This window comes from Microbacterium jepli, assembly GCF_047237905.1.
GTDB lineage: Bacteria > Actinomycetota > Actinomycetes > Actinomycetales > Microbacteriaceae > Microbacterium.
Genome location: NZ_JBDFLW010000005.1, coordinates 2,723,787 through 2,747,388 on the forward strand (window position 1 = coordinate 2,723,787; position 23,602 = coordinate 2,747,388).

Below are 23,602 nucleotides of genomic sequence, written 5' to 3' on the forward strand. Positions count from 1 at the left end.
CATCTCCGCCCTGCGGGGCGGCCGTCGGGCCGGATGTATCTCGACGTCGAGATACCCGGGCACCCCGAACCCCGTCCACATCTACCCGGCAATACACTGAGAAGGCTCTATGCGACCCTCGGGTCGCGGCATCCGGGCATCATCGATCAGAGAGGACGACCGTGTCTGCAAGCGCACGCGTGACACCGTCGATATCGCGGACCACCTCGAAGGTCCCTCGCGGGACGCTCTATCGGGGCAACGAGGGAATGTGGTCGTGGGTGCTGCACCGCATCACCGGTGTGGCCATCTTCTTCTTCCTCCTGGTCCACGTCCTGGACACCGCGCTCATCCGCGTGTCCCCCGAGGCCTACAACGCGGTCATCGGCACCTACAAGAACCCGGTCATGGCGCTCGGCGAGGTCGTGCTGGTCGCGGCCATCGCCTATCACGCCTACAACGGTCTGCGCATCATCGCGGTGGACTCGTGGAGCTGGGCGACCCGGCACCAGCGCCAGCTGTGGTGGGGCGTCCTGGGCCTGTGGGCCGTGACCATGGCCGGCTTCGCGCCGCGCCACCTGATGCTCGCCTTCGGAGGTGAATGATGACCACGATCGAAGCGCCCCGCACCCCGGTCGTCCGCAAGAAGGGCTCCAACCTCGAGAAGTGGGGCTGGATCTACATGCGCGTCTCCGGGCTCATCCTGGTCGTGCTGATCTTCGGGCACCTCTTCGTCAACCTCATGGTCGGCGAGGGCATCTCCGGCATCGACTTCGCCTTCGTCGCCGGCAAGTACGCGTCCCCCTTCTGGCAGGTCTGGGACGGCCTCATGCTGTGGCTGGCGCTGATCCACGGCGCCAACGGCATGCGCACGATCATCAACGACTACGTGACGCACCCGCGCACCCGCAAGGTGCTCGTCGGCGCCGTCGTCGTGGCCGCGGCATTCCTCATCGTCCTCGGCACCCTGGTCATCACGACCTTCGACCCCTGCCTCGGCTTCGATCCCGCCACCGCCTCCGACACCATCTCGTCGATCTGCGCCTGAGCGCCGGTCGGTGTCCCCTCCCCAGGACGGAAAGCACCCCCACGTGAGCACCCAGACCTCCGAGTCCGTCATCAAGGACGGCGTGCACTACCACCAGTTCGACATCGTCATCGTGGGCGCCGGCGGCGCCGGCATGCGTGCGGCGATCGAGGCGGGACCGGGCGCCAAGACGGCCGTCATCTCCAAGCTGTACCCGACCCGCTCCCACACGGGCGCGGCGCAGGGCGGCATGGCCGCAGCGCTCGCGAACGTCGAAGAGGACTCGTGGGAGTGGCACACCTTCGACACCGTCAAGGGCGGCGACTACCTCGTCGATCAGGATGCCGCGGAGATTCTCGCCAAGGAGGCCATCGACGCGGTCATCGACCTCGAGAACATGGGCCTGCCGTTCAACCGCACGCCCGACGGCAAGATCGACCAGCGCCGCTTCGGTGGCCACACGGCTGACCACGGCAAGTCGCCCGTGCGCCGCTCCTGCTACGCCGCCGACCGCACCGGCCACATGATCCTGCAGACGCTGTTCCAGAACTGCGTGAAGCTCGGCATCAACTTCTTCAACGAGTACTACGTGCTCGACCTGGTGACGGTGAAGGCGCCCGACGGCTCCACGCTCGTCGCCGGCGTCGTCGCGTACGACCTCGCCACCGGAGACCTGCACGTCTTCCAGTCGAAGGCCGTCATCTTCGCCACGGGCGGGTTCGGGAAGATCTACAAGACGACCTCGAACGCCCACACCCTCACGGGCGACGGCGTCGGCATCGTCTGGCGCAAGGGCCTCCCGCTGGAGGACATGGAGTTCTTCCAGTTCCACCCGACCGGTCTGGCCGGGCTCGGCATCCTCCTCACCGAGGGTGCCCGCGGTGAAGGCGCGATCCTGCGCAACGCCAGCGGCGAGCGGTTCATGGAGCGCTACGCCCCGACCATCAAGGACCTCGCGCCGCGTGACATCGTCGCGCGCTGCATGGTGCAGGAGGTCGCGGAGGGCCGTGGCGCCGGGCCGCACAAGGACTACGTGCTGCTGGACTGCACGCACCTGGGCGCCGAGGTGCTGGAGACGAAGCTCCCCGACATCACCGAGTTCGCCCGCACCTACCTCGGCGTCGACCCGGTCACCGAGCCTGTGCCGGTCATGCCCACCGCGCACTACGCGATGGGTGGCATCCCGACGAACAACAACGCCGAGGTGCTCAGCGACAACACCACCGTGGTGCCCGGCCTGTACGCCGCGGGCGAGTGCGCCTGCGTCTCGGTGCACGGCTCGAACCGACTCGGCACCAACTCGCTGCTCGACATCAACGTCTTCGGCAAGCGCGCCGGCCGCAATGCGGTCGAGTACGTCAAGACGGCCGACTTCGTGCCCCTCCCCGAAGACCCCGCCGGTGCCGTCCGCGACATGATCGAGACGCTCCGCGCGAACCCGGGCGAGGAGCGCATCGCCGTGCTGCGCAAGACGCTCCAGGACGAGATGGATAAGGGCGCGCAGGTGTTCCGCACCCACGACTCCCTCGCCCACGTCCTCGACGTCATCGCCGACCTGCGCGAGCGGTACATGAATATCCATGTCGACGACAAGGGCAAGCGGTACAACACCGACCTGCTCGAAGCCGTCGAGCTGGGACTCCTGCTCGACCTCGCCGAGGTCGTCGTCTACTCCGCGCAGAACCGCGAGGAGAGCCGCGGCGGTCACATGCGCGATGACTTCCCGACGCGCGACGACGAGAACTACATGCAGCACACGATGGCCTACCTGACGGGCGATGCCCACTCGTCGCACCCGGCCGATCACATCGAGCTCGGCTGGAAGCCCGTGGTCATCACGCGCTACCAGCCCATGGAGAGGAAGTACTGATGACTCTCGTCGCAGACGCCGGCACCCAGGAGACCACCGAGGACACCGGCATCCAGTCGTTCCTCGTGACCTTCATCGTCCGTCGGTTCAACCCGGAGGTGGACGAGGAGCCGCGCTGGATCGACTACGACGTGGAGCTCTACTCCACCGACCGCGTGCTCGACGCCCTGCACAAGATCAAGTGGGAGGTCGATGGCTCGCTGTCGTTCCGCCGCTCCTGCGCGCACGGCATCTGCGGGTCCGACGCCATGCGCATCAACGGGCGCAACCGACTCGCCTGCAAGACGCTGATCAAGGACCTCGACATCTCGAAGCCGATCTACGTCGAGGCGATCAAGGGTCTCCCGCTCGAGAAGGACCTCATCGTCGACATGGAGCCGTTCTTCGCCTCCTACCGCGACGTGCAGCCCTTCCTGATCGCGAACTCCACCCCCGAGAAGGGCAAGGAGCGCGTGCAGTCGATCGCGGACCGCGAGATCTTCGACGACACCACGAAGTGCATCCTCTGCGCCGCGTGCACCTCGTCGTGCCCCGTGTTCTGGACCGACGGGCAGTACTTCGGCCCGGCCGCGATCGTCAACGCGCACCGGTTCATCTTTGACTCCCGCGATGACGCCGCCGACGTTCGCCTCGACATCCTCAACGACAAGGAGGGCGTGTGGCGCTGCCGCACCACCTTCAACTGCACCGAGGCCTGCCCCCGCGGCATCGAGGTCACCAAGGCGATCGCCGAGGTCAAGCAGGCCGTCATGCGCGGCCGCCGCTGAGCATCCTCGGACACAGCCGACACGGAACGCCCGCCCTCCCGGCGGGCGTTCCGTCGTTGAGTGGACGGATGCCGCGGGCCCGCCGCAGGCGGATCGTTATCCTGTCACGGTGACTTCGAACAGCGGCCGGCCGCGCTGGGACGACGCGCAGGAGGCCCTGCGCGAGCGTTTCGACGAGCCGCTGGCCCGTGCGACGGAGCTCACCCGGGCAACGCTCGCCTGGTTCCCCGTGCGGGTCTGGCGTCACTTCCTGCAGCGGAACGGATTCCTCCTGGCCGCAGGAGTCAGCTACCAGGCGCTCTTCGCGATCTTCGCGGCGATCTACGTGGCCTTCGCCAGCGTCGGCCTGTGGTTGGGTGCGAGCTCCGCCGCGATCACGGCGATGATCGGCGTCGTCAACACCTACATCCCGGGGCTGATCCGGAGGGAGGGCGGTCTCTTCACGCCCGACCAGGTGACCGCCATCGCCACCAGCACGACGGGCGTACTCAGCGTGACCGGCGCGATCGCCATCGTCACGGTCATCTGGACCGCCATCGGCTGGGTCACCTTCTCGCGCCGGGCCGTGCGCGACATCTTCGGCCTGCCGTTCGACCCCCGCAGCTACTTCCTGCTCAAGGCGCGCGATCTCCTCGCCGCCCTGCTGTTCGGCGTCGCCCTTCTGGTCGGCTCCGGCCTCAGCACCGTGAGCACCCTGACCCTGGATTGGCTGCTGTCCCTGGTGGGATGGCACATCGGATCCGCCGGGGTGAATTCCAGCATCCGGATCGTGACCGTGGTCGTCTCGTTCGCGATCAACACCGCCGCGCTCGGGGCGATGGTGCGCTTCCTGACCGGCACCGCGCTCCCCTGGCGCACGATCCGTCCCGGCGCCATGATCGGCGGCGGCGCGCTGACAGTGCTGCAGCTCGGCGCGGGTCTGCTGCTCTACTACACCCCGACGAATCTGCTGCTGGCCACCTTCGCGGTCTTCATCGGCCTGCTGCTGTGGTTCCGGCTCAACGGGATCGTGATGCTGGTCGCGGCGTCCTGGATCGCCGTGGCCGCGACGGACCGTGAGATCCCGCTCGGAGCGCACAGTGAGGAGGAGCGCCTCCGCATCGAGCACGCCGCGCTGGTGCTCGCCGCGCAGGTGCGACTGCGGTCCGCCCGGCTGGAGCGCGCGCACGCGCCGTGGTACCGGAGGTGGGCCGCCGATCGCACACTGCGTGCCGCGGAAGACGACCTCGACGAGCTCGAGCGGACGGCGCCCGCGCCCGCGTCGCGGGGCGTGCTGCTGGATTGACCGTCCCGGCGGCTGCGCGGGCTGCGTCGGCTGTCGCGGGCTGCGGCGGGCCTGCTGTGGGTCGTCGCGGCAGGTCCGCTGTCGGCGGCTGCGCCTAGGCTGGCGGACGTGTCACGCCCCCTTCGCATCGCCTCCGTCAACGTCAATGGCATCCGGGCGGCGGTGCGCAAAGGCATGCTCGACTGGCTGGCCGAGGCCGAGGTCGACGTGATGGCGCTGCAGGAGGTGCGGGCGAGCGCCGATGAGCTCGCCGCGGCCCTCCCGGGCTGGGAGCTGGTCAACGACGAGGCGCTCGCGAAGGGTCGCGCCGGAGTGGCGATCGCCACCCGCACGCCCGTCGTCGCGGTGCGCCGCGGGCTCGGCCGCGACGCCGACGGCGCGGACGTCGACATCGACAGCGCAGGCCGCTGGATCGAGGCCGATCTCGACGTCGACGGCGAACTCGTGACCGTCGTCAGCGCCTACGTGCACACGGGCGAGGCCGACTCCCCCAAGCAGGACGCCAAATGGGCCTTCCTCGACGCGATGGAGGAGCGGATGCCGCGGCTCCGGGCCGCGACGCCGCTCGCGCTGATCATGGGCGACCTGAACGTCGGCCACCGCGAGCTCGACATCCGCAACTGGAAGGGCAACGTGAAGAAGGCCGGGTTCCTGCCGCGGGAGCGTGCGTACTTCGACCGGTTCCTCGGCGAGGAGGGCTCCGCCGTGACCGGTGTCGACGGCTCCTCGGGCACCGGTCTGGGGTGGGTCGACGTGGGGCGGCAGGCCGCCGGCGACGTCGACGGCCCGTACACGTGGTGGTCGATGCGCGGACGCGCATTCGACACCGACACCGGCTGGCGCATCGACTACCACCTCGCCACGCCCGAGCTGGCCGCACGGGCGAGCGGCTACCGCGTCGTGCGCGCGCCGTCGTGGGACACGCGGTGGAGCGACCACGCGCCGGTCATCGCGGACTACACCATCGGGCAGTGAACCTCCCGGGCATCGGGCGGCGGTCCGGCCGAACCCGTTGGGTAGAATCGCGGTGATGGGCGAGCGCGCGGGAACAGGTCGATGACGGGCCGCAGATGGACGCGGGCAGCCGCCGCGACACTGGTCGCCGCCGTGCTGGTGCTGTCGGGTTGCACCGCTCCGACCGAGGTGATCCCGACGCCCACCCCCGACCCGCCGCGAGCACTGTCGGGCACGCTCGATCCCCTCGCCTCCGGCGTCTCACGCTCGGCATGGACGGTGACCGCGTGGAACACCGGCCCCGACGGCTCCCGCGCGATCGGCACGGGCACGACCGACGCCACCGGCGGATTCGACCTGGAGATCGATGAGACCGACGTCGAGGGCGTCGTCTACGTCGACGCCCGGCCGAAGGACGCCGAGCGCGCCCTCCTCGGGGTGATCGTCGATCCTGCCGCGACCTCGGTGACCCTGAACGAGCGCACGACGGTCGCCGCCGGCTACGGTCTGGCGCCCTTCTTCGGTCAGGCCGTTCCGACCGGGCGCGAGAGCGCGGTGACGAACGCGGCGAGCATGGCAGCCAACCTCGCCGACCCGGCGACCGGGGCGCTGGGCACGGTGCTGTCGACCTCGCCGAACGGCGCCGAGACGCCCACGCTGGCGACCTTCACCTCCCTCACCCGGATGCTCTCGGCCTGCCTGCAGACGGCGAAGTCCTGCGACACGCTGTTCGCCGCCGCCGGCAACGACCGCGACCGGCTCGCCTCGGCATCCGCAGCCTTCGCCGGCATCGCCCGCGATCCGTCCGGCTCCTCCGACCAGCTCTTCGCCCTCTCGCTGACCGCGCGCAACCTCGACCCCGGTCTCGCCGAGCCTCCGACCGCGTGGACGCTCGCCCTGCGCTTCACGGGTGCGGAGAACGGCGAGGACGCGCTCATCGGTCCCGGCACGTTCGCGATCGATCCCGACGGGCACATCTTCGTGACCGACAGCTATCCGGTCGACGACAGCGGCGGCGCGCTCTGCGGTGCACGCGTGGTCGAGTTCGCCCCCGACGGCAGCCGGGTCTCGACCATCCCGGGCGGGCAGACCGGACTCGGAATCGATTTCGATCGCACCGGCCGCCTCTGGGTGAGCGATGCGAGCGCCTGCGCCGACACCGCGGACAGCACCGACGGCGCCGTCGCGCTCTTCGACGGGTCCACCCGGGTCTCCCCGGAGACCGGCTACACCCGCGGGCGGCTCAGCTCGCCGCAGGGCCTCGAAGTCGACCGCGACGGCAATCTCTGGATCGCCAACTGCGGCAATGACACCATCAGCCGCTACACGGTGGCCGACCCGGGCGAGGCGAAGAACCTCGGCAGCGTCGGACTGCGTACGCCTTTCGACATCGTCGACAACGGGCAGAGCATCTTCGTGACCGGCTCCGGCGACGACAGCGTCGCCGTGCTCGGCCGCGACGGCGAGCCGCTCGACTCCTCACCGCTCACCGAGGGCTTCGACCAGCCGATGGGCATCGCGAGCGACCGCGCCGGCAATGTCTGGGTGGCCAACGCGGCCGGTGGCGTGCAGGCCTGCGCCGACAGCACGCCCGGAGCCCGCGGCCTCCCGTCGGTCATGCTCATCTCCCCGAACGGCACCACCGTGTCCGTGCCCTTCACGGGCGGCGGCATCACGGTCCCCCGGGCCATCGCGACCGACGGCGACGGCAACGTGTGGGTCGCCAACGCCAGCGGTCAGCGCGTCAGCGAGTTCTGCGGCGCCGACGCCGCCACGTGCCCCCGCGATCTGGTGACCGGCGAGCCGATCTCCCCCGACGGCACCGGCTACTCCTTCGAGGGGTTCACCGGTTCCACCGGCATCGCGATCGACCCGTCGGGCAACGTGTGGGTCACCGACAACGCCCCCGCCGATCCCGCGCAGCCCGGATCCGGCGGCCGGCACATCGTCGCCTTCGTCGGTGCGGCCGCGCCGGTGACGGTCGACGAGTTCCAGTGACGCGCGGGCGCAGCATCCCGCGCCCGTAAAATAGGGCGGTGACCACCCCGCGCCTCTATTCCGGAATGCAGCCCTCGGCCGACTCCCTCCAGATCGGCAACTACATCGGGGCGCTCATGCAGTGGCGCGAGCTGCAGGACTCGTACGAGGCGTTCTTCTCCGTCGTCGACCTGCACGCGCTGACGCAGCCGAACGACCCCGCGGAGCTGCGCGAGAAGACGCGGCGAACGGCGGCGCAGTACATCGCCGCCGGCATCGAGCCGTCGCGCTCGACGCTCTACGTGCAGTCGCACGTGCGCGCGCACGCGGAGCTGGCCTGGATCCTGTCGACCATCACCGGCTTCGGCGAGGCCGGACGCATGACGCAGTTCAAGGACAAGTCGCAGCGCTACGGCACCGATGCGACCTCGGTCGGCCTGTTCACGTACCCGGTGCTGATGGCGGCCGACATTCTGCTCTACCAGACCGACATCGTCCCCGTCGGCGACGACCAGAAGCAGCACGTCGAGCTCACGCGCGACCTCGCCGAGCGCTTCAACGCGCGGTACGGGCAGACCTTCCGGGTGCCGATGCCGGTCATCCAGCAGGAGACCGCGCGCATCTACGACCTCCAGAACCCGACGGCGAAGATGTCGAAGTCGGCGGAGTCGGATGCCGGTGTGCTCTGGCTGCTGGACGACCCGGCGGTCTCGGCCAAGAAGATCATGCGCGCGGTGACCGATTCAGAGGGCACGGTGCGCTACGACCGCGAGGCCAAGCCCGGGGTGTCGAACCTGCTCGTCATCTACGCCGCGCTGACCGGCCGCCAGATCCCGTCGATCGAGGACGAGTACGCCGGACGCGGCTACGGCGATTTCAAGAAGGGCCTCGCCGAGGTCGTGGTGTCGGAGTTCGGTCCGGTGCGCGAGCGTGCGCTGGCGCTGCTCGATGACCCCGCCGAGCTCGACCGGGTGCTCAGCGGCAACGCCGCGCGCGCCGAGGAGACCGCGAACCGCACCCTCTCCGACGTCTACGACAAGATCGGGCTGCTCCGCCGGGTCTGACGCGTGGCCGCTGGGGGGCGCTAACGCTGTCACCGCCGGTTGCCGGAACATCGCGTGCACAACCCAGGCAGAGTCCCTGCCGGGTGGCGTTCTCACGCGCGGCGCGCCGTTCAATCGCGAGCTCTGCCTGTGTTGTGCACGGAGGTCAGGGCATCGTGCGCGGCGAGAAGTCCGCGGACAGCCGCCATCACCTCATCGGGGTGATGCAGGAGGTCCTCGGCGATCGGCCGCAGCGTGACGAAGCCGAGCGCAGCGGCGGCCAGATCCCGTCGTCGATCGCGCTTCTGCATCACCCACCCGGCATGGTGCGCTTCGCTGTCGCACTCGATGATCAGCCATCCGTCCACGACCACGTCGACCCGCCCCACGCCGACGATCGGGACCTGGAGTTCGACGCGGCATCCGATAGCCCGCAGCATCAGGCGCAGGAACGTTTCAGGCCCCGACTCACTCTTCGGGTTCAGCAGAGGCCGGAGAACCTGGTACCGATTCGGCAGCGCCTCGAGATCTGATCCAGATGCGTCTCGCTGATGAGACCGAGATGCCAGGCGCTGTCCAGAGTCGCGACCGCGGCCCGTGGCGGCTGACAACGACAGGCCTGAACGAGCGCTTCGATGGCGCCCGTCCCGAGGTCGCCGGGTGCCGCGGTGCTGGCGCGCCAGTGGCGAATGACCTCGTCGGTCGGCGGAGGGAGGCGCCCAGACCAGGGGTTCAACTGCACGTGCAAGACGGAATGGTCGAGGACGAAGACTCCGAGGTGGCGGAGAAGTGAAAGGCAGTCGGTCCGCCCACCGAGTTCTCCGGCGCGACGGAAAGCCGACGGGATGTCGGAGGGGACGTAGAAGCCCTTCCGAAGTCGGTGAAGTCGGCCGGTCGCGAGGAGATGGTCGATCTTCCGGCGGGTGAAGCCGACGCGACGGAGCTCCTGGTAGGTGAAGGACCGAGGTACGTCGGTGTTTGCGGGGCGGGCGGCGGCGGAAGCGGACATGACGACAACCGTCGGGCGCACAGCCGCAGCGGTCGTCGGCCCGCTGCAGGTTGTGCACAACAGCCGCAGCTCGTCGCCTAGGGAGGACCGTGCCGACGGCTCGCGGGACCGGAACAAGAGGGTCTCGAGGAATCACCGGCCTTCCGAGCACCTGCGCCTCGCGAACACCCGCGCCCCGCGAGCACAACCCAGGCAGATGCAAGCCCGTACCCCCACACCACAACTCCGACGCGCTTTTTTGGTGCGTTCTGCCTGGGTTGTGCACACGGGCGAGGCGACGCCGCGACGGTTGACCGAGCGCGGCGGTGGCAGCAGGGAGAGAGGGCGGGGCACGGCCGCTAGCGTGGCGGGGTGGAGATCACTGTGCTGCGCACCGATCGGCTCGTGCTGTCGCCTCCGACGCCCGACGATGCGGAGGCCATCTTCGCGGCGTGCCAGGATCCCGTCCTGCAGCAGTACACGACGGTGCCGGCGCCGTATGAGCGCCATCACGCCGACGACTTCGTCGCCAACACGCGGACCTGGTGGGACGAGGGCACCGAGGCGACCTGGGCCATCCGCGCCGATGGCGTTCTCGCCGGCATGATCGGCGTGCACGCCCTGAAGGACGAGGAGGGCGAGATCGGGTACTGGATGGCCGACGCCGCGCGCGGCCGCGGGTATCTCGCCGAAGCCGGCCGCGCCGTCGTCGACTTCGCGCTCGACCCGCACGGGCTCGCTCTCGTGCGGCTGGGCTGGCGCGCCATCGCCGGCAACATCGCCTCCGCCCGCGCGGCGCGCGCCCTGGGCTTCCGCTACGAGGGCCTGCTCCGCCAGGGACTGCACGGGCCCCGCGGTCACCACGACGGGTGGATCGCCGCGATCCTTCCCACGGACGATCGGATGCCGCAGCCCTGGCCCGTGCTCGACGACTGACGGCGGCGGAGCACAGGCTCGATCGGCCGGCGCAAGCCCGGCCCGGCGCCTTGCGCCGCGTGCCAGGATGGGCGCATGCCCGAGATGCCCGAGGTGCAGGGGCTCGCCGACTTCCTGCGCGGCCGCGTGCGCGGCCTCCAGATCACCCGCGTGACGGTCACCTCCATCGCCGCCCTGAAGACGTACGACCCTCCCGTCCAGTCGCTGCAGGGCCTCCGCGTCGCCGGCGTCGAGCGCCACGGCAAATTCCTCGACCTGGCGACGGAGCCGGCGGACGACGCTGCCGCGGGCGACGCCCCTCACCTCGTGTTCCACCTCGCCAAGGCGGGGTGGCTGCGGTGGTACGAGCAGGTGCCCGCGACCGTGCTCCGTCCGGGCAAGACGCCGATCGCGCTGCGCCTGGTGTTCGAAGACGGCTCGGGCTTCGACCTCACCGAGGCGGGAACGAAGAAGTCGCTCGCGGTCTACGTCGTACGCGACCCCGCCGAGGTCGCCGGCATCGCGCGGCTCGGGCCGGACCCGCTCGACCCCGCCTTCACCCGCGACGAGCTCGCCGCGCTGCTGGCCGGCCGGCGCACCCAGATCAAGGGGGTGCTCCGCGACCAGTCGATCATCGCGGGGGTGGGCAACGCCTACTCCGACGAGATCCTCCACGCGGCGAAGATGTCGCCCTACGCCCTGGCGTCCAGCCTCGGAGACGCCGACGTCGACCACCTCTTCGCCGCCATGACCACGACGCTGACGGATGCTGTGACCGCCGCATCCGGCAAGCCTCCGGCGGATCTGAAGGACGCCAAGCGCGGCGGGATGCGGGTGCACGGCCGCCGCGGGCAGGCGTGTCCGGTCTGCGGCGACGAGGTGCGCAGCGTGTTCTTCGCCGACAACTCCCTCGAGTACTGCCCGACCTGTCAGACGGGCGGGAAGCTGCTGGCCGACCGGCGCCTGTCGCGACTGCTGAAGTAGCGGGAGCGGGAGCGGGAGCGGGAGGGTACGGTGTTTCGACTCGCTGCGCTCGCTCAACGAGCGAGGGCGCGGACCACGTTTCGACTCGCTGCGCTCGCTCAACGAACGGGAGCGGGAACGGCGTTTCGACTCGCTGCGCTCGCTCAACGAGCGAGAGCGGGAACGGCGTTTCGACTCGCTGCGCTCGCTCAACGAGCGAGAGCGGGAACGGCGTTTCGACTCGCTGCGCTCGCTCAACGAGCGGGAACGCCGCAGGCCCGGCCCGCTCAGCGGAACCGGGCCTGCGGACGGGCGGTCAGCGGGTGACGAAGGGCACCAGCACCGCGTTGATCTCGTCGGCGTGCGTCCACAGCATGCCGTGCGGAGCGCCCTCGATCTCGTGGTACTCGGCATCCGGCACCGCCTGGGAGAACGGGCGGCCGGTGAGGTCGATGGGCAGGATGTTGTCGGACGTGCCGTGCGCGATGAGCACCGGCTTGCCGCTCGCGGCGACGGCCGCGACATCCGCGGTGAAGTCCTCGATCCAGGTCGGGACGACGGCGTAGGCGGCGATCGGGGCGCTGCCGGTCGCGGTGTTCCAGCTCGCCGTCACGGCCTCCTGGGAGATGCGCGAGCCGAGGTTCTCGTCGAGGTTGTAGAAGTTCTTGTAGAACTCCGTGAACCACGCGAAGCGGTCGGCCTTGGCAGCGGCCGCGATCCCGTCGAACTGCTCCTGCGGCGCGCCCTGCCCCAGCATCCCGGGCTCGAGCGAGGCGAGGAAGGCGAACTTGGCGACGCGGTCGGTGCCGTGGTTCTTCGCATAGCGGGCGAGCTCGCCGGTGCCCATGGAGAAACCGACGAGGGTCACGTCGGTGAGGTCGAGGTGCGTGAGCACGGCGTCGAGGTCGGCGGCGAAGGTGTCGTAGTCGTACCCCGTCTCCACCTTCGACGACCGGCCGAAGCCGCGGCGGTCGTACGTGATGACGCGACGGCCGGCCTCGCGCAGCTCGCGCGCCTGACGCTCCCACGACGATCCGTCGAGGGGATAGCCGTGGATGAGCACGACCGGGGCGCCGGAGCCGTGGTCTTCGTAGTACAGCTCGATCGGAGTCGAATTCTCCTGGCCGACGGTGATGTAACCCATAGGGTCCTCCTCGTGTGACGGATGAGAACGGTCGTTCTCACCTCGATAGGGCTACAGTAGAGAACGATCGTTCTCAACGCAACCCCTCGGAGGTGAGCAGGTCATGACAGAGCTCCACACGGACCGTGAACGCATCGTCGAGGCCGCCGACCGCCTCTTCTACGGTCGCGGCATCCGGTCGGTCGGGATGGATGCGGTCCGCGCGGCCGCGCACGTGCCCCTCAAGCGCCTCTACGCCGAGTTCCCCTCCAAGGACGCTCTCCTCGTCGAAGTGCTCGACCACCGCACCGACATCTGGAACGCCGGCATCGCGCAGGCGAGCGCGTCGGCCGTCACCCCTCGCGAGAAGCTGCTGGCGGTCTACGACTTCCTCGACGGCTGGTTCCGCACCGACGACTTCCGCGGCTGCGGATTCATCAACGCCTTCGGAGAACTCGGTGCCGTCTCGGCGCCCGTCGCCGCGGCCGCCCGCTCGCAGAAGGCGGCGTTCGGGCGCTACGTCGCCGGCCTCGTCGCCGACCTCGGCGTCGACCCGGTGCTCGGCGACCAGCTCGCCCTGCTCGCGGAGGGCGCGCAGACCACGGCGGCGATCAGCGGACGACCGGATGCCGCGGCGCACGCGCGTGCGGCCGCGGAGACCCTCATCGACGCAGCCCTGGACCGCGCACACGTCACGGAATGAAACCGGCCATCGCGCGTTGATTAGACTGATGAGCAGCAAGTGCTCCGGGGTCGGTGGGAATCCGAACCGGCGGTGACAGTCCGCGAACCCTCGTCCTCCATCCGATTCCGGATGCGGCGGGGGCCGATCCGGTGGAATTCCGGAACCGACGGTGATGCGACGGAGGTTTCGTCGCTAGTCCGGATGGGAGGCAGCACGGGCGTCGCGCGCGCGACGCCTCTTCCCAGCACCCCCGGGCTCCGGACGAGGGCGGGAAGCGGATGACGGTGAGCGAAGCCGAGAACGCGGCGATGAGCCGCGCCTTCGAGCTCGCCGCGCGCGGTCCGCACGGCATCAACCCGCAGGTCGGGGCCGTGCTGCTCGCCTCCGACGGCCGCATCGTGGCCGAGGGATGGCACCGCGGCGCCGGCACCCCGCATGCCGAGGTCGACGCGCTCTCGCACCTCGACGGGGGCGACGCGACCGGCCTGACCGCCGTCGTGACCCTCGAGCCCTGCAACCACCGCGGGCGCACCGGGCCCTGCGCTGTCGCCCTCCTCGAAGCCGGCGTCTCGCGGGTCCTCTACGCCGTCGACGACCCCAACCCCGTCGCCGGCGGCGGCGCCGAGCGCCTCGCGGCGGGCGGGGTCGAGGTGGAGGCCGGCGTGCGTCGCGCCGACGGCGAGACGCTCCTGGACGGGTGGCTCTCGGCGACCCGGCTCGGACGCCCGCGCGTCACGGTCAAGTGGGCGCAGAGCCTCGACGGCCGCGCCGCCGCCGACGACGGCACCAGCCGGTGGATCACCGGCGAAGCAGCGCGGGCGGACGTGCACCGCCGCCGCGCCCAGGCCGACGCGATCGTCGTCGGCACCGGCACGGTGCTCGCGGACGACCCGTCGCTGACCGCCCGCACCCCCGACGGGTCGCTGTATCCGACGCAGCCGGTGCCCGTCGTCGTCGGGCGACGTGAGGCGCCGGCGGATGCCGCACTGTTCCGCCACCCGAAGACCCCGGTGCTCGCGGGTGGTCGCGACCTGCCCGAGGTGCTCCGCGATCTGCACGGCCGCGGCATCCAGAGCGTCTTCGTGGAAGGCGGGCCCACCCTTGCCAGCGCGTTCGTCGCCGCCGGACTCGCCGACGAAGTGCTGGTCTACCTCGCGCCGGTGCTGCTGGGCGGCGGTCGCCTCGCGCTCACCGACCTCGGGGTCACCACGATCGCGGAGGCGCGCCGCCTGACCGTGACCGACGTCCAGCACCTCGGCGACGACCTCCTGGTCATCGCCCACCCCTCCCTCCTCGTTGAAGGAGCATCCTGATGTTCACCGGAATCGTCGAAGAGATCGGCGCCGTGACGGCTGTGGCCGCATCGGGTGACGGCGTGCGCGTGACCGTGCGCGCTCCCAAGGCGGTGTCGGACGCCGGACACGGCGATTCGATCTCCGTCAGCGGCGTCTGCCTCACCGTGGTCGACCGTGGCGAGGACTGGTTCACCGCCGACGTCATGCGTCAGACCCTGGACATGTCCACCCTCGCCGGCATCGACGAGGGCCGCGCCGTCAACCTCGAGCGGGCGACCGTCGCGCACGGCCGCCTCGGCGGCCACATCGTCCAGGGGCACATCGACGGCACCGGCGAGATCCTCGACATCCGCCCCGGCGATCAGTGGAGCGTGCTGCGCATCTCGCTGCCGGCGGAGCTCGCGCCGCTCGTGGTCGACAAGGGGTCGATCGCCGTGGACGGCGTCTCGCTCACCGTGAGCGCCGCCAGCCCGGCATCCGAGCCGTACGCGTGGTTCGAGGTGTCGCTCATCCCCGAGACCCTCGCCGCCACGACCCTTGGCAGCCGCTCGCCGGGCGACCGCGTGAACCTCGAGACCGACATCCTGGCCCGCCACGTGCAGCGCCTGCTCGCATTCTCCCCGACGGCTGCCGCCGTCCCGACAGAAGGAGGCTCCCGATGAGCCTTTCCACCATCGAAGAGGCGCTGGAGTCGCTCCGCGCGGGCCGCCCGGTCATCGTCGCCGACGACGAGAGCCGCGAGAACGAGGGCGACATCATCCTCTCCGCGGAGAAGGCGACGGCCGAATGGCTCGCGTGGACGATCCGCTGGTCCAGCGGCTTCATCTGCGCCCCGATGCCCGCCGACTGGGCGGACCGCCTCGATCTGCCGCCCATGGTGGCGCAGAACGAGGACGCCCGCGGCACCGCCTACACGGTGAGCGTCGACGCGGCCGACCGCGTGTCCACCGGCATCAGCGCGGCCGACCGGTCGCACACGCTGAACGTGCTGGCGAACCCCGAGTCCACGCCGACGAGCGTCATCCGTCCCGGGCACGTGCTCCCCCTCCGCGCCGTCGACGGTGGCGTGCGCGAGCGCGCGGGCCACACCGAGGCCGCCGTGGAGCTGATGAAGCTCGCCGGCCTCTCCCCCGTGGGCGCGATCGGCGAGGTCGTCGCCGAGGACGGCAGCATGATGCGACTGCCCGGCCTCCTCGAGCTCGGCGCCCGCGAGAACCTGCCGGTCATCACGATCGAGCAGCTGATCGCGCACCTCGTGGAGACGGATCCGGCCGACGCGACCGTCCCCGCCATCGCCCGCCGCCGCGTGAGCCTGCGGGCCGAATCGACCGTGCCGACCACGCACGGCGTGTTCCGCTTCCGCGCCTACAAGGACCGCACGACCGGCACGGATCACCTGGCGGTCATCTCCGGCGACCTCGATGACGACGCCCCTCTCGTCCGCGTGCACTCGGAGTGCCTGACGGGCGAGGCCTTCGGCTCGCTGAAGTGCGAGTGCGGCCCGCAGCTCGACGCCGCGCTCGACGCCATCGAGCAGGACGGCGGCGTCGTGGTCTACATGCGCGGCCACGAGGGCCGCGGCATCGGGCTCATCAACAAGCTGCGCGCCTACAGCCTGCAGGAGCGCGGGCTCGACACCGTCGACGCCAACCTCGCCCTCGGTCTCCCGGCCGACGCACGCGACTACGCCGCCGCGGCGGGCATCCTCGCCGACCTCGGCATCGAGAAGGTGCGTCTGCTCACCAACAACACCGACAAGGTGGCTCAGCTGCGGGAGCTCGGACTCGAGATCGTCGAGCAGGTGCCCCTGCTGGTCGGCGTCGGACCCAACAACCACCAGTACCTCCAGACCAAGCGCGACCGCATGGGCCACATCATCGCCGAGCAGGACCTCGCCGATGCGATCGCACAGATGCACGAAGGAGCCGGCTCATGAGCGGCAAGGGAGCACCCATCACGGGCGGGACGGACGCCTCCGGACTGGACATCGTCGTCGTGGCCGGCACCTGGCATGACGCGATCAGCGACGGGCTGATCGCCGGCGCGGAGCGCGCCCTGGACGCAGCGGGGGCCTCCTGGCGCCTCGTGCGCGTGCCCGGCTCGTTCGAGCTCCCGGTGGCGGCGAAGGCCGCACTCGAGGCCGGAGCCGACGCGGTGGTGGCCCTCGGGGTCATCATCCGGGGCGGCACGCCGCACTTCGAATACGTGTCGTCGGCGGCCACGGACGGCCTCACGCGCGTGGCCCTCGACACCGGCAAGCCCGTCGGGTTCGGGGTGCTCACCCTCGACGACGAGCAGCAGGGGCTCGACCGCGCGGGCCTCGAGGGCTCCAAGGAGGACAAGGGCGCGGAGGCGGCGGATGCTGCGATCCGCACCGCCCTGGTGCTGCAGGCGCTCCGCGCCTGACGCGTTGCACCTTCAGCCAGACTCAAGGTAGCCTGGCGACATGGAGTTCCTTCGCCACGCCGTCGTCCTCGTCCACCTCATCGGCTTCGCCGTGCTCTTCGGCTCGTGGGTGGTCGCGGCCACCGGCGCGCGGAAGTTCACGCGCATCATGGACTGGGGGCTGGCCATCGCCGCCGTCGCAGGGCTCGCCCTGGCCGCTCCGTGGGGCACCGACGGCGACCTCAACTACGTGAAGATCGCCGTCAAGCTCGTCGTGCTGCTGATCATCGGCGCGATCCTGGGCATCGGGTCGGCGCGCCAGCGCCGCGGCGCCGCCGTCGCGCCCGTGCTCTTCTGGTCGGTCGGCGTGCTGACGCTCTTCAACGCCGGCATCGCGGTGCTCTGGCGCTGACGCCGACGCGTCGCCTTCCGCGACGCGGCCGCCCGCGGGTCTAGGCTTGTCACCCGTGTCCGCCACCTCCGCCGCAGCCCGGCCCGCCAACTCCCGCTCGCGCGTCATCACCGCGAGTCTGGTGGGAACCACCATCGAGTTCTACGACTTCTACGCGTACGCCACCGCGGCCGTGCTCGTCTTCCCCGTCCTCTTCTTCCCGACGGGCAACGACACGACATCGCTGCTGCTGTCGTTCAGCGTCTTCGGCGCCGCCATGATCGCGCGGCCGCTCGGCGCCATCGTCTTCGGCCACTTCGGCGACCGGTTCGGCCGCAAGGCCACGCTCGTGGCATCCCTCCTCACGATGGGAATCGCGACCTTCCTCATCGGCTGCCTGCCCACCTTCGCCGACATCGGCGTGTGGGCCGCTCTCCTCCTGCTGCTGATGCGGCTCGTGCAGGGCTTCGCGCTCGGCGGCGAGTGGTCGGGCGCCGCGCTCGTGGCCACGGAGAACGCCCCCCAGGGCAAGCGCGCCTGGTACGGCACATTCCCCCAGCTCGGCGCACCGCTGGGCTTCATCATCGCCAACGCGGTCTTCCTCATCATCAACTTCGCCCTCCCCCACCCCGACGGCGGCGCACAGCGCTCCGCGGAGTTCCTCGCCTGGGGCTGGCGCGTGCCGTTCCTCTTCTCGGCCGTCATGGTCATCGTCGGCCTGTACGTGCGCCTGCGGCTGGTGGAGTCCCAGACGTTCTCCGCGGCGGAGAAGACCGGCGCCATCCGCCGGTTCCCGCTCGGTGCGGCGCTGCGCAACAACTGGCGCCAGCTCATCCTCGGCACGTTCATCATGCTCGCGACCTACGTGCTCTTCTATCTGATGACGCAGTTCACGCTCTCGTACGGCACCAAGCCCGCCGACCTCGCCACCGCGGCGGCCGCCGCGCAGGCGGCCGCCGAGCGCGGCGGCCCGGCGTACGACGCGACCGCGTTCGCTGCGCAGTTCTACCCGGGCCTCGGCTTCGGCTTCACCGACTTCGTCATCATGCAGATCGTCGGCGTCGTCTTCTTCGGCATCTTCACGCTGCTGTCCGGCCCGATCGCCGACGCGATCGGCCGCCGGAAGCTGCTCATGTGGGTGACCGGACTCATCATCGTGTTCGGCCTGACGTTCTCGGTCTTCCTCCTGCCGCACGCCGACCCGAAGCTCACCGGCGCGCTGGTGCAGGCCTTCCTCGTCTTCGGCTTCGTGCTGATGGGGGCGACGTTCGGGCCGATGGGCGCCGTGCTGCCGGAGCTGTTCCCGACGAACGTGCGCTACACCGGTTCGGCGATCTCCTACAACGTCGCCTCTATCCTGGGGGCGGCCCTCGCGCCGATCGTCGCGCTGTGGCTGTGGTCGCTCAGCGGCGACGGCAACCCCTTCCTCGTCGGCCTGTACCTGTCGGCGATGGGCGTGCTCACGATGATCGCCCTCATCCTCGCCCCGGAGACGAAGGACGTCGACTTCGAGGAGAACATCGGCGTGGGCGCGACCGCGTCGCTCTGAGCCGCTGGAGGACGGATGCCGCGGGCCGCTGTGCCCGCGGCATCCGTCGTCTGCGCAGGACCGTCCCGATGACCGGGGCGGATGTCAACCGCATCACGACACCGATCCGTCTCGGCATACGTTCGCCTGACTCACCGAGGGAGAGTCATGGCCCATCCGCCGCCCGCACGTTCCAAGTACCCGCGCAGTCCGATCGCGGGGCCCTACGGGCACCCGTTCCACCCGATCGCGATCATCATCCCGATCGGGGCCTGGGTCGCCGCCGTCATCTTCGACATCCTCGCCCTCACGGGGGATGACGCGTCCGCCTTCGCGGTCGGCGCCCGCATCCTCATCATCATCGGCCTCATCGGGTCGGTCGTCGCCGCCCTGCTCGGCGTCATCGACTGGTTCGGCCTGCCCGCGGGCACGACCGCGCGTGCGACGGGGACGACGCACATGGTGCTCAATCTCGCCGTGATGGGCCTCTTCCTCGTCAGCCTCCTGCTGCGCGACCGCGACGACGTGGTGCCGATGATGGCGTTCCTGGCGAGCATCGCCGGCATCGTGCTGCTCGGAGCCTCCGGGTGGCTGGGCGGCAAGCTCGCGCACACGTTCGGGGTGCGCGTCGCCGACGAGCGCACGCAGGCCGAGGGCTACGAGCCGCTGCCGTGACCGATCGCCGACGCATCCACCCCGAGGAGACAGCATGAGCACGCAGGAGCAGAACCCCGCGAAGCGGCCGGCGACGATCCTGGCCGGACCCTACGGCCACCCCTTCCACGCCATCGCCATCACCATCCCGATCGGGGCGTGGGTGGCCAGCCTCGTGTTCGACATCATCGGGCTGGCCGCAGCCGACCCGACACCGTACGCCACCGGATCCCGCGTGCTCATCGCGATCGGGCTGCTCGGCAGCATCCCGGCGATCATCTTCGGGATCCACGACTACCTGCGCATCCCCGACCGCACGCGTGCCTCGAGCGCGGCGACCATCCACATGGGCATCAACTTCCTGGTCTGCGGCGCGTATCTCTTCCAGTTCTTCCTCCGGACGACGACCGACGAGATCCCGCTGGCCGCCTTCGTCTTCAGCATCGTCAGCCTGCTGTTCCTGAGCTTCTCGGGCTGGCTCGGCGGCAAGCTCGCCTACCGGTGGGGCATCCGCGTCGCCGCGGAGTCGACGCAGGGCGAGGCCTTCCGGGTGCCCGAGCGCCCCTGACACGGGCCACCTGTCGCTCCCGCCGGGGCGGTCTCCTTGACCACGTCGAGCGGGCCCGTCAAGGCCTGGTCCGGCTGATCGGCGCGCTCTATTTTCGGGTCAATGCATCTCGCCATGTCAGGAGGATCCGTAATGAAGAAGGTCGCGAACGCCTCAGTGGTGGAGTACGACGAGCCGGGCGGAGTCGAGGTCCTGCACCTCGTCGAGCGTCCTCTGCCGGAGCCGGGACCCGGGGAGGTGAGCGTCGAGGTCATCACCACGTCGCTCAACCACATCGAGGGCTTCGTGCGCTCGGGCGCGGAGGAGGACTGGGACGACGCGTACCCCCGCCGGTCGGGCAGCTGCTTCGCGGGCATCGTCATCGCGGTCGGCCCCGGCGTCAGCGAATTCCCGGTCGGATCGGACGTGGTCGGACACGTGCGGGCCGGTGCGCACGCGACGCACCTCACGGTCGGGGTCGATCACCTCGTCCGCAAGCCCAAGGGCGTCACGTTCGAAGCCGCGGGCGGCCTCTACCTCGCCGGCGTCACCGCGCTGGACATCCTCGACGAGCTGAAGATCGGCCCCTCCGACACCGTGGTGATCTCGGCCGCGGCCGGCGCGGTCGGCAGCATCGAGGCGCAGGTGGCCAAGCACCTGGGCGCGCGCGTGATCGGCACCTGCGGCGACCGCAACTTCGACTACCTGCGGCAGATGGGCATCACCCCCGTGCGCTACGGCGAGGGGATCGCCGACCGCATCCGCGCCAAGGCGCCCGACGGAGTCACGGCGTTCATCGACAACTTCGGGCAGGACGGCCACGAGCTCGCGGCCGAGCTGGGCGTGCCGGAGGCGCGCTTCCGCTCCAGCGGCGACCGGCGCGACCGCGAGATCTCGCTGCTGTCGGAGGACCCCGCGGCCGTCGCCCACGGCACGTCGCAGCTCGAGCGGCTCGTCGCCCTCGCGGAGCGCCGCGTGGTCAACGTGCTGGTGTCGGGCTTCTACCCGCTGGGGGATGTCGTCGAGGCCTACGACGACCTGCAGAAGCTCCACTCCCGGGGCAAGATCGTGCTGGCGACGCATCCGGTCAACACGCGCCGGGTGATCAAGGCGCGGGAGGTCATGGAGGCCCGCGACTAGTCGCCGCGCGCGCCCGGCGCACAGGGACACGAAGTACGGTCGAGGGTGACGGATCCGCACCGCACGGATCCCGCAGATCCTCGAGGAACACGCTTGTCTGTCGACGCCCGCCCCACGTCCGAGTCCCCCGCACCCCGGCCACGGGGGCGGCGGCGCAAGACACCGGAGGGGCCGCGCGCCACCTTCCGCCAGCTGCTGCCCTTCATCTTCGAGCACAAGCCCGTGCTGGTGGTCATCGCGGTGCTCAGCATCCTCGGCGCCGGCGCCACGCTGGCCCAGCCGCTCCTCGTGGGCCAGGTCATCGACCGCGTCCAGACCCAGGCGCCGCTGGGCGTGCTGGTGTGGGTGCTCATCGCGCTGGTGGTGATCTCCTCGATCATCTCCGGCTACCAGCACTACCTCCTGCAGCGCACGGGCACGGCCGTCGTGTTCTCGAGCCGCCGCAAGCTCATCGCGCGCATCCTGCGTCTGCCGATCAGCGAGTTCGACGCCCGCCGCACGGGCGACCTCGTCTCGCGGGTGGGCACCGACACCACCCTGCTGTACGCCGTGCTCACGCAGGGCCTCGCGGATGCCGTGGGCAACGCGCTCATCTTCGTCGGGGCGCTCGTGGCTATGGCCGTCATCGACCCGGTGCTGCTGGTGCTCATCCTCGTGGTGATCGGCGTCTCCGTCGTCGTGGTGGTCCTGCTGAGCGGACGCATCCGCACCGCATCGGCCGAGCAGCAGGTCAAGGTCGGCGAGCTGGCGTCGGGCGTGGAGCGCGCGGTCGGCTCGATCCGGACGGTCCGCGCCGCAGGCGCGACCGAGCGGGAGATCGCCTCGGTGTCGGGCCTGGCGACCCAGGCGTACGACGTCGGCGTCCGGATCGCGAAGGTCTCGGCGCTGGTCGTCCCCGTCGCCGGCATCGCCCTCCAGGTGTCGCTGCTCGTCGTCCTCGGCGTCGGCGGATTCCGCGTGGCGTCCGGGGCGATCGGCATCGCGAGCCTCGTGACGTTCATCCTCTTCCTCTTCATGCTCATCGCGCCCCTCGGCTCGACCTTCGGAGCCATCACGTCCGTCAACCAGGCGCTCGGCGCGCTGGGCCGCATCCAGGAGGTGCTCGACCTCCCGACGGAGTCCCAGGACGACGAGGCCGCGGCGGCGCGCGCCGCTCAGCCGCAGCTCGCGGCGGACGCTCCGGCCATCGCCTTCCGCGACGTGCGGTTCCGCTACCCGGAGAACGTGGTGGCGGCTCGCGCGAAGGCGGCGGAGGAGGCCCGCTCCGTCCTGCAGGAGGCGCGACTCGACCGCACCGCCGAGGAGGTCGCCGACGAGCCGGAGGCCCGCGACCTCGACGTGCTCCGCGGCGTGTCCTTCGCCGTCCCCCGCGGGGCCCGCGTGGCCCTCGTCGGCCCGAGCGGCGCGGGCAAGAGCACCGTGCTCTCCCTCATCGAGCGGTTCTACGATCCGACCTCGGGTGCGATCGAGCTCGACGGTCGCGACATCCGCTCACTCGACCGCGATGCCCTCCGCGCGCAGTTCGGCTACGTCGAGCAGGACGCGCCGACGCTCGCGGGCACGATCGCCGACAACCTGCGGCTCGCCTCGCCCGATGCCACCGACGCCGAGTGCGAGCAGGTGCTGCGCGCCGTCAACCTGACCGAGGTGCTCGAGCGCAGCGACCTCGGCATCGACGCCCCGGTCGGCGAGAGCGGCGTGATGCTCTCGGGCGGCGAGCGTCAGCGGCTGGCCATCGCGCGCGCGCTGCTGGCCGCGCCGCCGATCCTGCTGCTCGACGAGTCGACGTCGTCGCTGGACGGATTGAACGAGCAGCGGATGAGGGACGCGCTGGATGCCGTCGCCACCGGCCGCACCCTGGTCGTCATCGCGCATCGCCTGTCGACCGTGGTCGACAGCGACCTGATCGTCGTGCTCGACCATGGCCAGGTCGTGGGTCAGGGCACGCACTCGGAGCTGGTCGCGTCGACCCCGCTGTACCGCGACCTGGCCCGCCACCAGCTGCTCGTCTGACCCACCCCACGCCCCGCGCCCCGACCGCGAGACTGCAGCGGAGACGCGACACCGAGGGTGATCCCCTACGTCT

Annotated in this window: 23 protein-coding genes and 1 riboswitch; of the genes, 22 read left to right on the forward strand and 1 reads right to left on the reverse strand. The window is 70.6% G+C overall.

Features of this window, described 5'->3' with window-relative positions:
* Nucleotides 1-161 precede the first annotated feature (161 nt).
* From sdhC to ABC304_RS17220, 11 genes are all read left to right on the forward strand, one after another.
* Nucleotides 162-584, forward strand: a complete 423-nt coding sequence (gene sdhC / locus ABC304_RS17170) for a succinate dehydrogenase, cytochrome b556 subunit (protein WP_412932648.1) — start codon at nucleotides 162-164, stop codon at nucleotides 582-584.
* Entirely contained in the window at nucleotides 584-1,027 is a 444-nt protein-coding gene (locus ABC304_RS17175; RefSeq protein ID WP_412932650.1) for a succinate dehydrogenase hydrophobic membrane anchor subunit, read from the forward strand. The genes sdhC and ABC304_RS17175 overlap by 1 nt, the downstream gene beginning before the upstream one ends.
* A 43-nt stretch (nucleotides 1,028-1,070) precedes the next feature.
* Entirely contained in the window at nucleotides 1,071-2,876 is a 1,806-nt protein-coding gene (sdhA, locus tag ABC304_RS17180; RefSeq protein WP_412932652.1) for a succinate dehydrogenase flavoprotein subunit, read from the forward strand.
* On the forward strand, nucleotides 2,876-3,643 hold the full coding sequence (locus ABC304_RS17185; protein ID WP_412932653.1) for a succinate dehydrogenase iron-sulfur subunit: 768 nt from the start codon (nucleotides 2,876-2,878) through the stop codon (nucleotides 3,641-3,643). The genes sdhA and ABC304_RS17185 overlap by 1 nt, the downstream gene beginning before the upstream one ends.
* A gap of 109 nt (nucleotides 3,644-3,752) precedes the next feature.
* The gene (locus tag ABC304_RS17190) at nucleotides 3,753-4,928 is read left to right on the forward strand and encodes a YihY/virulence factor BrkB family protein (protein ID WP_412932655.1); all 1,176 of its coding nucleotides are present in this window, start codon (nucleotides 3,753-3,755) and stop codon (nucleotides 4,926-4,928) included.
* Between the two features lie 108 nt (nucleotides 4,929-5,036).
* Complete coding sequence (locus tag ABC304_RS17195; protein WP_412932657.1) at nucleotides 5,037-5,903, forward strand: exodeoxyribonuclease III; 867 nt, start codon at nucleotides 5,037-5,039, stop codon at nucleotides 5,901-5,903.
* Nucleotides 5,904-5,984: 81 nt separating this feature from the next.
* Nucleotides 5,985-7,880, forward strand: a complete 1,896-nt coding sequence (locus ABC304_RS17200; RefSeq protein WP_412932659.1) for an NHL repeat-containing protein — start codon at nucleotides 5,985-5,987, stop codon at nucleotides 7,878-7,880.
* A 38-nt stretch (nucleotides 7,881-7,918) separates the two neighbouring features.
* Nucleotides 7,919-8,923 (forward strand): tryptophan--tRNA ligase, encoded by a 1,005-nt coding sequence (trpS, locus tag ABC304_RS17205; protein ID WP_412932660.1) that lies wholly within the window; start codon nucleotides 7,919-7,921, stop codon nucleotides 8,921-8,923.
* A gap of 83 nt (nucleotides 8,924-9,006) precedes the next feature.
* Nucleotides 9,007-9,435, forward strand: coding sequence for a hypothetical protein (locus ABC304_RS17210; protein ID WP_412932662.1), 429 nt, complete (start codon nucleotides 9,007-9,009; stop codon nucleotides 9,433-9,435).
* An 827-nt stretch (nucleotides 9,436-10,262) separates the two neighbouring features.
* Nucleotides 10,263-10,826 carry a GNAT family N-acetyltransferase gene (locus tag ABC304_RS17215; protein WP_412932663.1) on the forward strand — a complete coding sequence of 188 codons (564 nt, stop codon included), beginning with the start codon at nucleotides 10,263-10,265 and terminating at the stop codon, nucleotides 10,824-10,826.
* A gap of 75 nt (nucleotides 10,827-10,901) precedes the next feature.
* Nucleotides 10,902-11,789, forward strand: coding sequence for an Fpg/Nei family DNA glycosylase (locus ABC304_RS17220; RefSeq protein ID WP_412932665.1), 888 nt, complete (start codon nucleotides 10,902-10,904; stop codon nucleotides 11,787-11,789).
* A gap of 295 nt (nucleotides 11,790-12,084) precedes the next feature.
* On the opposite strand, the gene ABC304_RS17225 is transcribed toward ABC304_RS17220, so the two are convergent.
* On the reverse strand, nucleotides 12,085-12,912 hold the full coding sequence (locus ABC304_RS17225; protein WP_412932667.1) for an alpha/beta fold hydrolase: 828 nt from the start codon (nucleotides 12,910-12,912) through the stop codon (nucleotides 12,085-12,087).
* A 103-nt stretch (nucleotides 12,913-13,015) separates the two neighbouring features.
* Between ABC304_RS17225 and ABC304_RS17230 the strand changes: the two genes are divergently transcribed.
* The 11 genes from ABC304_RS17230 (at nucleotide 13,016) to ABC304_RS17280 (ending at nucleotide 23,529) form a co-directional block, all read left to right on the forward strand.
* Entirely contained in the window at nucleotides 13,016-13,594 is a 579-nt protein-coding gene (locus ABC304_RS17230) for a TetR/AcrR family transcriptional regulator (RefSeq protein WP_412932669.1), read from the forward strand.
* A gap of 37 nt (nucleotides 13,595-13,631) precedes the next feature.
* Nucleotides 13,632-13,793: riboswitch (FMN riboswitch) on the forward strand.
* A 61-nt stretch (nucleotides 13,794-13,854) separates the two neighbouring features.
* Entirely contained in the window at nucleotides 13,855-14,889 is a 1,035-nt protein-coding gene (gene ribD / locus ABC304_RS17235) for a bifunctional diaminohydroxyphosphoribosylaminopyrimidine deaminase/5-amino-6-(5-phosphoribosylamino)uracil reductase RibD (RefSeq protein WP_412932671.1), read from the forward strand.
* The gene (locus ABC304_RS17240; RefSeq protein WP_412932672.1) at nucleotides 14,889-15,533 is read left to right on the forward strand and encodes a riboflavin synthase; all 645 of its coding nucleotides are present in this window, start codon (nucleotides 14,889-14,891) and stop codon (nucleotides 15,531-15,533) included. Before ribD ends, ABC304_RS17240 begins: the two co-directional genes overlap by 1 nt.
* Nucleotides 15,530-16,807 carry a GTP cyclohydrolase II gene (gene ribA, locus ABC304_RS17245; RefSeq protein WP_412932674.1) on the forward strand — a complete coding sequence of 426 codons (1,278 nt, stop codon included), beginning with the start codon at nucleotides 15,530-15,532 and terminating at the stop codon, nucleotides 16,805-16,807. The genes ABC304_RS17240 and ribA overlap by 4 nt, the downstream gene beginning before the upstream one ends.
* Nucleotides 16,804-17,277 carry a 6,7-dimethyl-8-ribityllumazine synthase gene (gene ribH, locus ABC304_RS17250; protein WP_412932675.1) on the forward strand — a complete coding sequence of 158 codons (474 nt, stop codon included), beginning with the start codon at nucleotides 16,804-16,806 and terminating at the stop codon, nucleotides 17,275-17,277. Before ribA ends, ribH begins: the two co-directional genes overlap by 4 nt.
* 40 nt (nucleotides 17,278-17,317) lie before the next feature.
* Complete coding sequence (locus ABC304_RS17255; RefSeq protein ID WP_412932677.1) at nucleotides 17,318-17,668, forward strand: Fe-S protein; 351 nt, start codon at nucleotides 17,318-17,320, stop codon at nucleotides 17,666-17,668.
* 55 nt (nucleotides 17,669-17,723) lie between these two features.
* Nucleotides 17,724-19,196, forward strand: a complete 1,473-nt coding sequence (locus ABC304_RS17260; RefSeq protein ID WP_412932679.1) for an MFS transporter — start codon at nucleotides 17,724-17,726, stop codon at nucleotides 19,194-19,196.
* A 147-nt stretch (nucleotides 19,197-19,343) separates the two neighbouring features.
* On the forward strand, nucleotides 19,344-19,850 hold the full coding sequence (locus tag ABC304_RS17265; RefSeq protein WP_412932681.1) for a DUF2231 domain-containing protein: 507 nt from the start codon (nucleotides 19,344-19,346) through the stop codon (nucleotides 19,848-19,850).
* 34 nt (nucleotides 19,851-19,884) lie between these two features.
* Nucleotides 19,885-20,397 (forward strand): DUF2231 domain-containing protein, encoded by a 513-nt coding sequence (locus ABC304_RS17270; protein WP_412932682.1) that lies wholly within the window; start codon nucleotides 19,885-19,887, stop codon nucleotides 20,395-20,397.
* A 132-nt stretch (nucleotides 20,398-20,529) separates the two neighbouring features.
* The gene (locus ABC304_RS17275) at nucleotides 20,530-21,516 is read left to right on the forward strand and encodes an NADP-dependent oxidoreductase (RefSeq protein ID WP_412932684.1); all 987 of its coding nucleotides are present in this window, start codon (nucleotides 20,530-20,532) and stop codon (nucleotides 21,514-21,516) included.
* 93 nt (nucleotides 21,517-21,609) lie between these two features.
* Nucleotides 21,610-23,529 (forward strand): ABC transporter ATP-binding protein, encoded by a 1,920-nt coding sequence (locus ABC304_RS17280; RefSeq protein WP_412932685.1) that lies wholly within the window; start codon nucleotides 21,610-21,612, stop codon nucleotides 23,527-23,529.
* Nucleotides 23,530-23,602: the final 73 nt, after the last annotated feature.

Excerpts from the sequence above, each read along its gene's own strand:
- ABC304_RS17270 (WP_412932682.1), top strand. The coding sequence starts at position 19,885 with ATGAGCACGCAGGAGCAGAACCCCGCGAAGCGGCCGGCGACGATCCTG.
- ABC304_RS17230 (WP_412932669.1), top strand. The coding sequence starts at position 13,016 with ATGACAGAGCTCCACACGGACCGTGAACGCATCGTCGAGGCCGCCGAC.
- ABC304_RS17175 (WP_412932650.1), top strand. The coding sequence starts at position 584 with ATGACCACGATCGAAGCGCCCCGCACCCCGGTCGTCCGCAAGAAGGGC.
- ribH (WP_412932675.1), top strand. The coding sequence starts at position 16,804 with ATGAGCGGCAAGGGAGCACCCATCACGGGCGGGACGGACGCCTCCGGA.
- ABC304_RS17200 (WP_412932659.1), top strand. The coding sequence starts at position 5,985 with ATGACGGGCCGCAGATGGACGCGGGCAGCCGCCGCGACACTGGTCGCC.
- ABC304_RS17275 (WP_412932684.1), top strand. The coding sequence starts at position 20,530 with ATGAAGAAGGTCGCGAACGCCTCAGTGGTGGAGTACGACGAGCCGGGC.
- ribA (WP_412932674.1), top strand. The coding sequence starts at position 15,530 with ATGAGCCTTTCCACCATCGAAGAGGCGCTGGAGTCGCTCCGCGCGGGC.
- ABC304_RS17240 (WP_412932672.1), top strand. The coding sequence starts at position 14,889 with ATGTTCACCGGAATCGTCGAAGAGATCGGCGCCGTGACGGCTGTGGCC.
- ABC304_RS17255 (WP_412932677.1), top strand. The coding sequence starts at position 17,318 with ATGGAGTTCCTTCGCCACGCCGTCGTCCTCGTCCACCTCATCGGCTTC.
- ABC304_RS17185 (WP_412932653.1), top strand. The coding sequence starts at position 2,876 with ATGACTCTCGTCGCAGACGCCGGCACCCAGGAGACCACCGAGGACACC.
- ABC304_RS17220 (WP_412932665.1), top strand. The coding sequence starts at position 10,902 with ATGCCCGAGATGCCCGAGGTGCAGGGGCTCGCCGACTTCCTGCGCGGC.
- ribD (WP_412932671.1), top strand. The coding sequence starts at position 13,855 with ATGACGGTGAGCGAAGCCGAGAACGCGGCGATGAGCCGCGCCTTCGAG.
- ABC304_RS17265 (WP_412932681.1), top strand. The coding sequence starts at position 19,344 with ATGGCCCATCCGCCGCCCGCACGTTCCAAGTACCCGCGCAGTCCGATC.
- ABC304_RS17225 (WP_412932667.1), bottom strand. The coding sequence starts at position 12,912 with ATGGGTTACATCACCGTCGGCCAGGAGAATTCGACTCCGATCGAGCTG.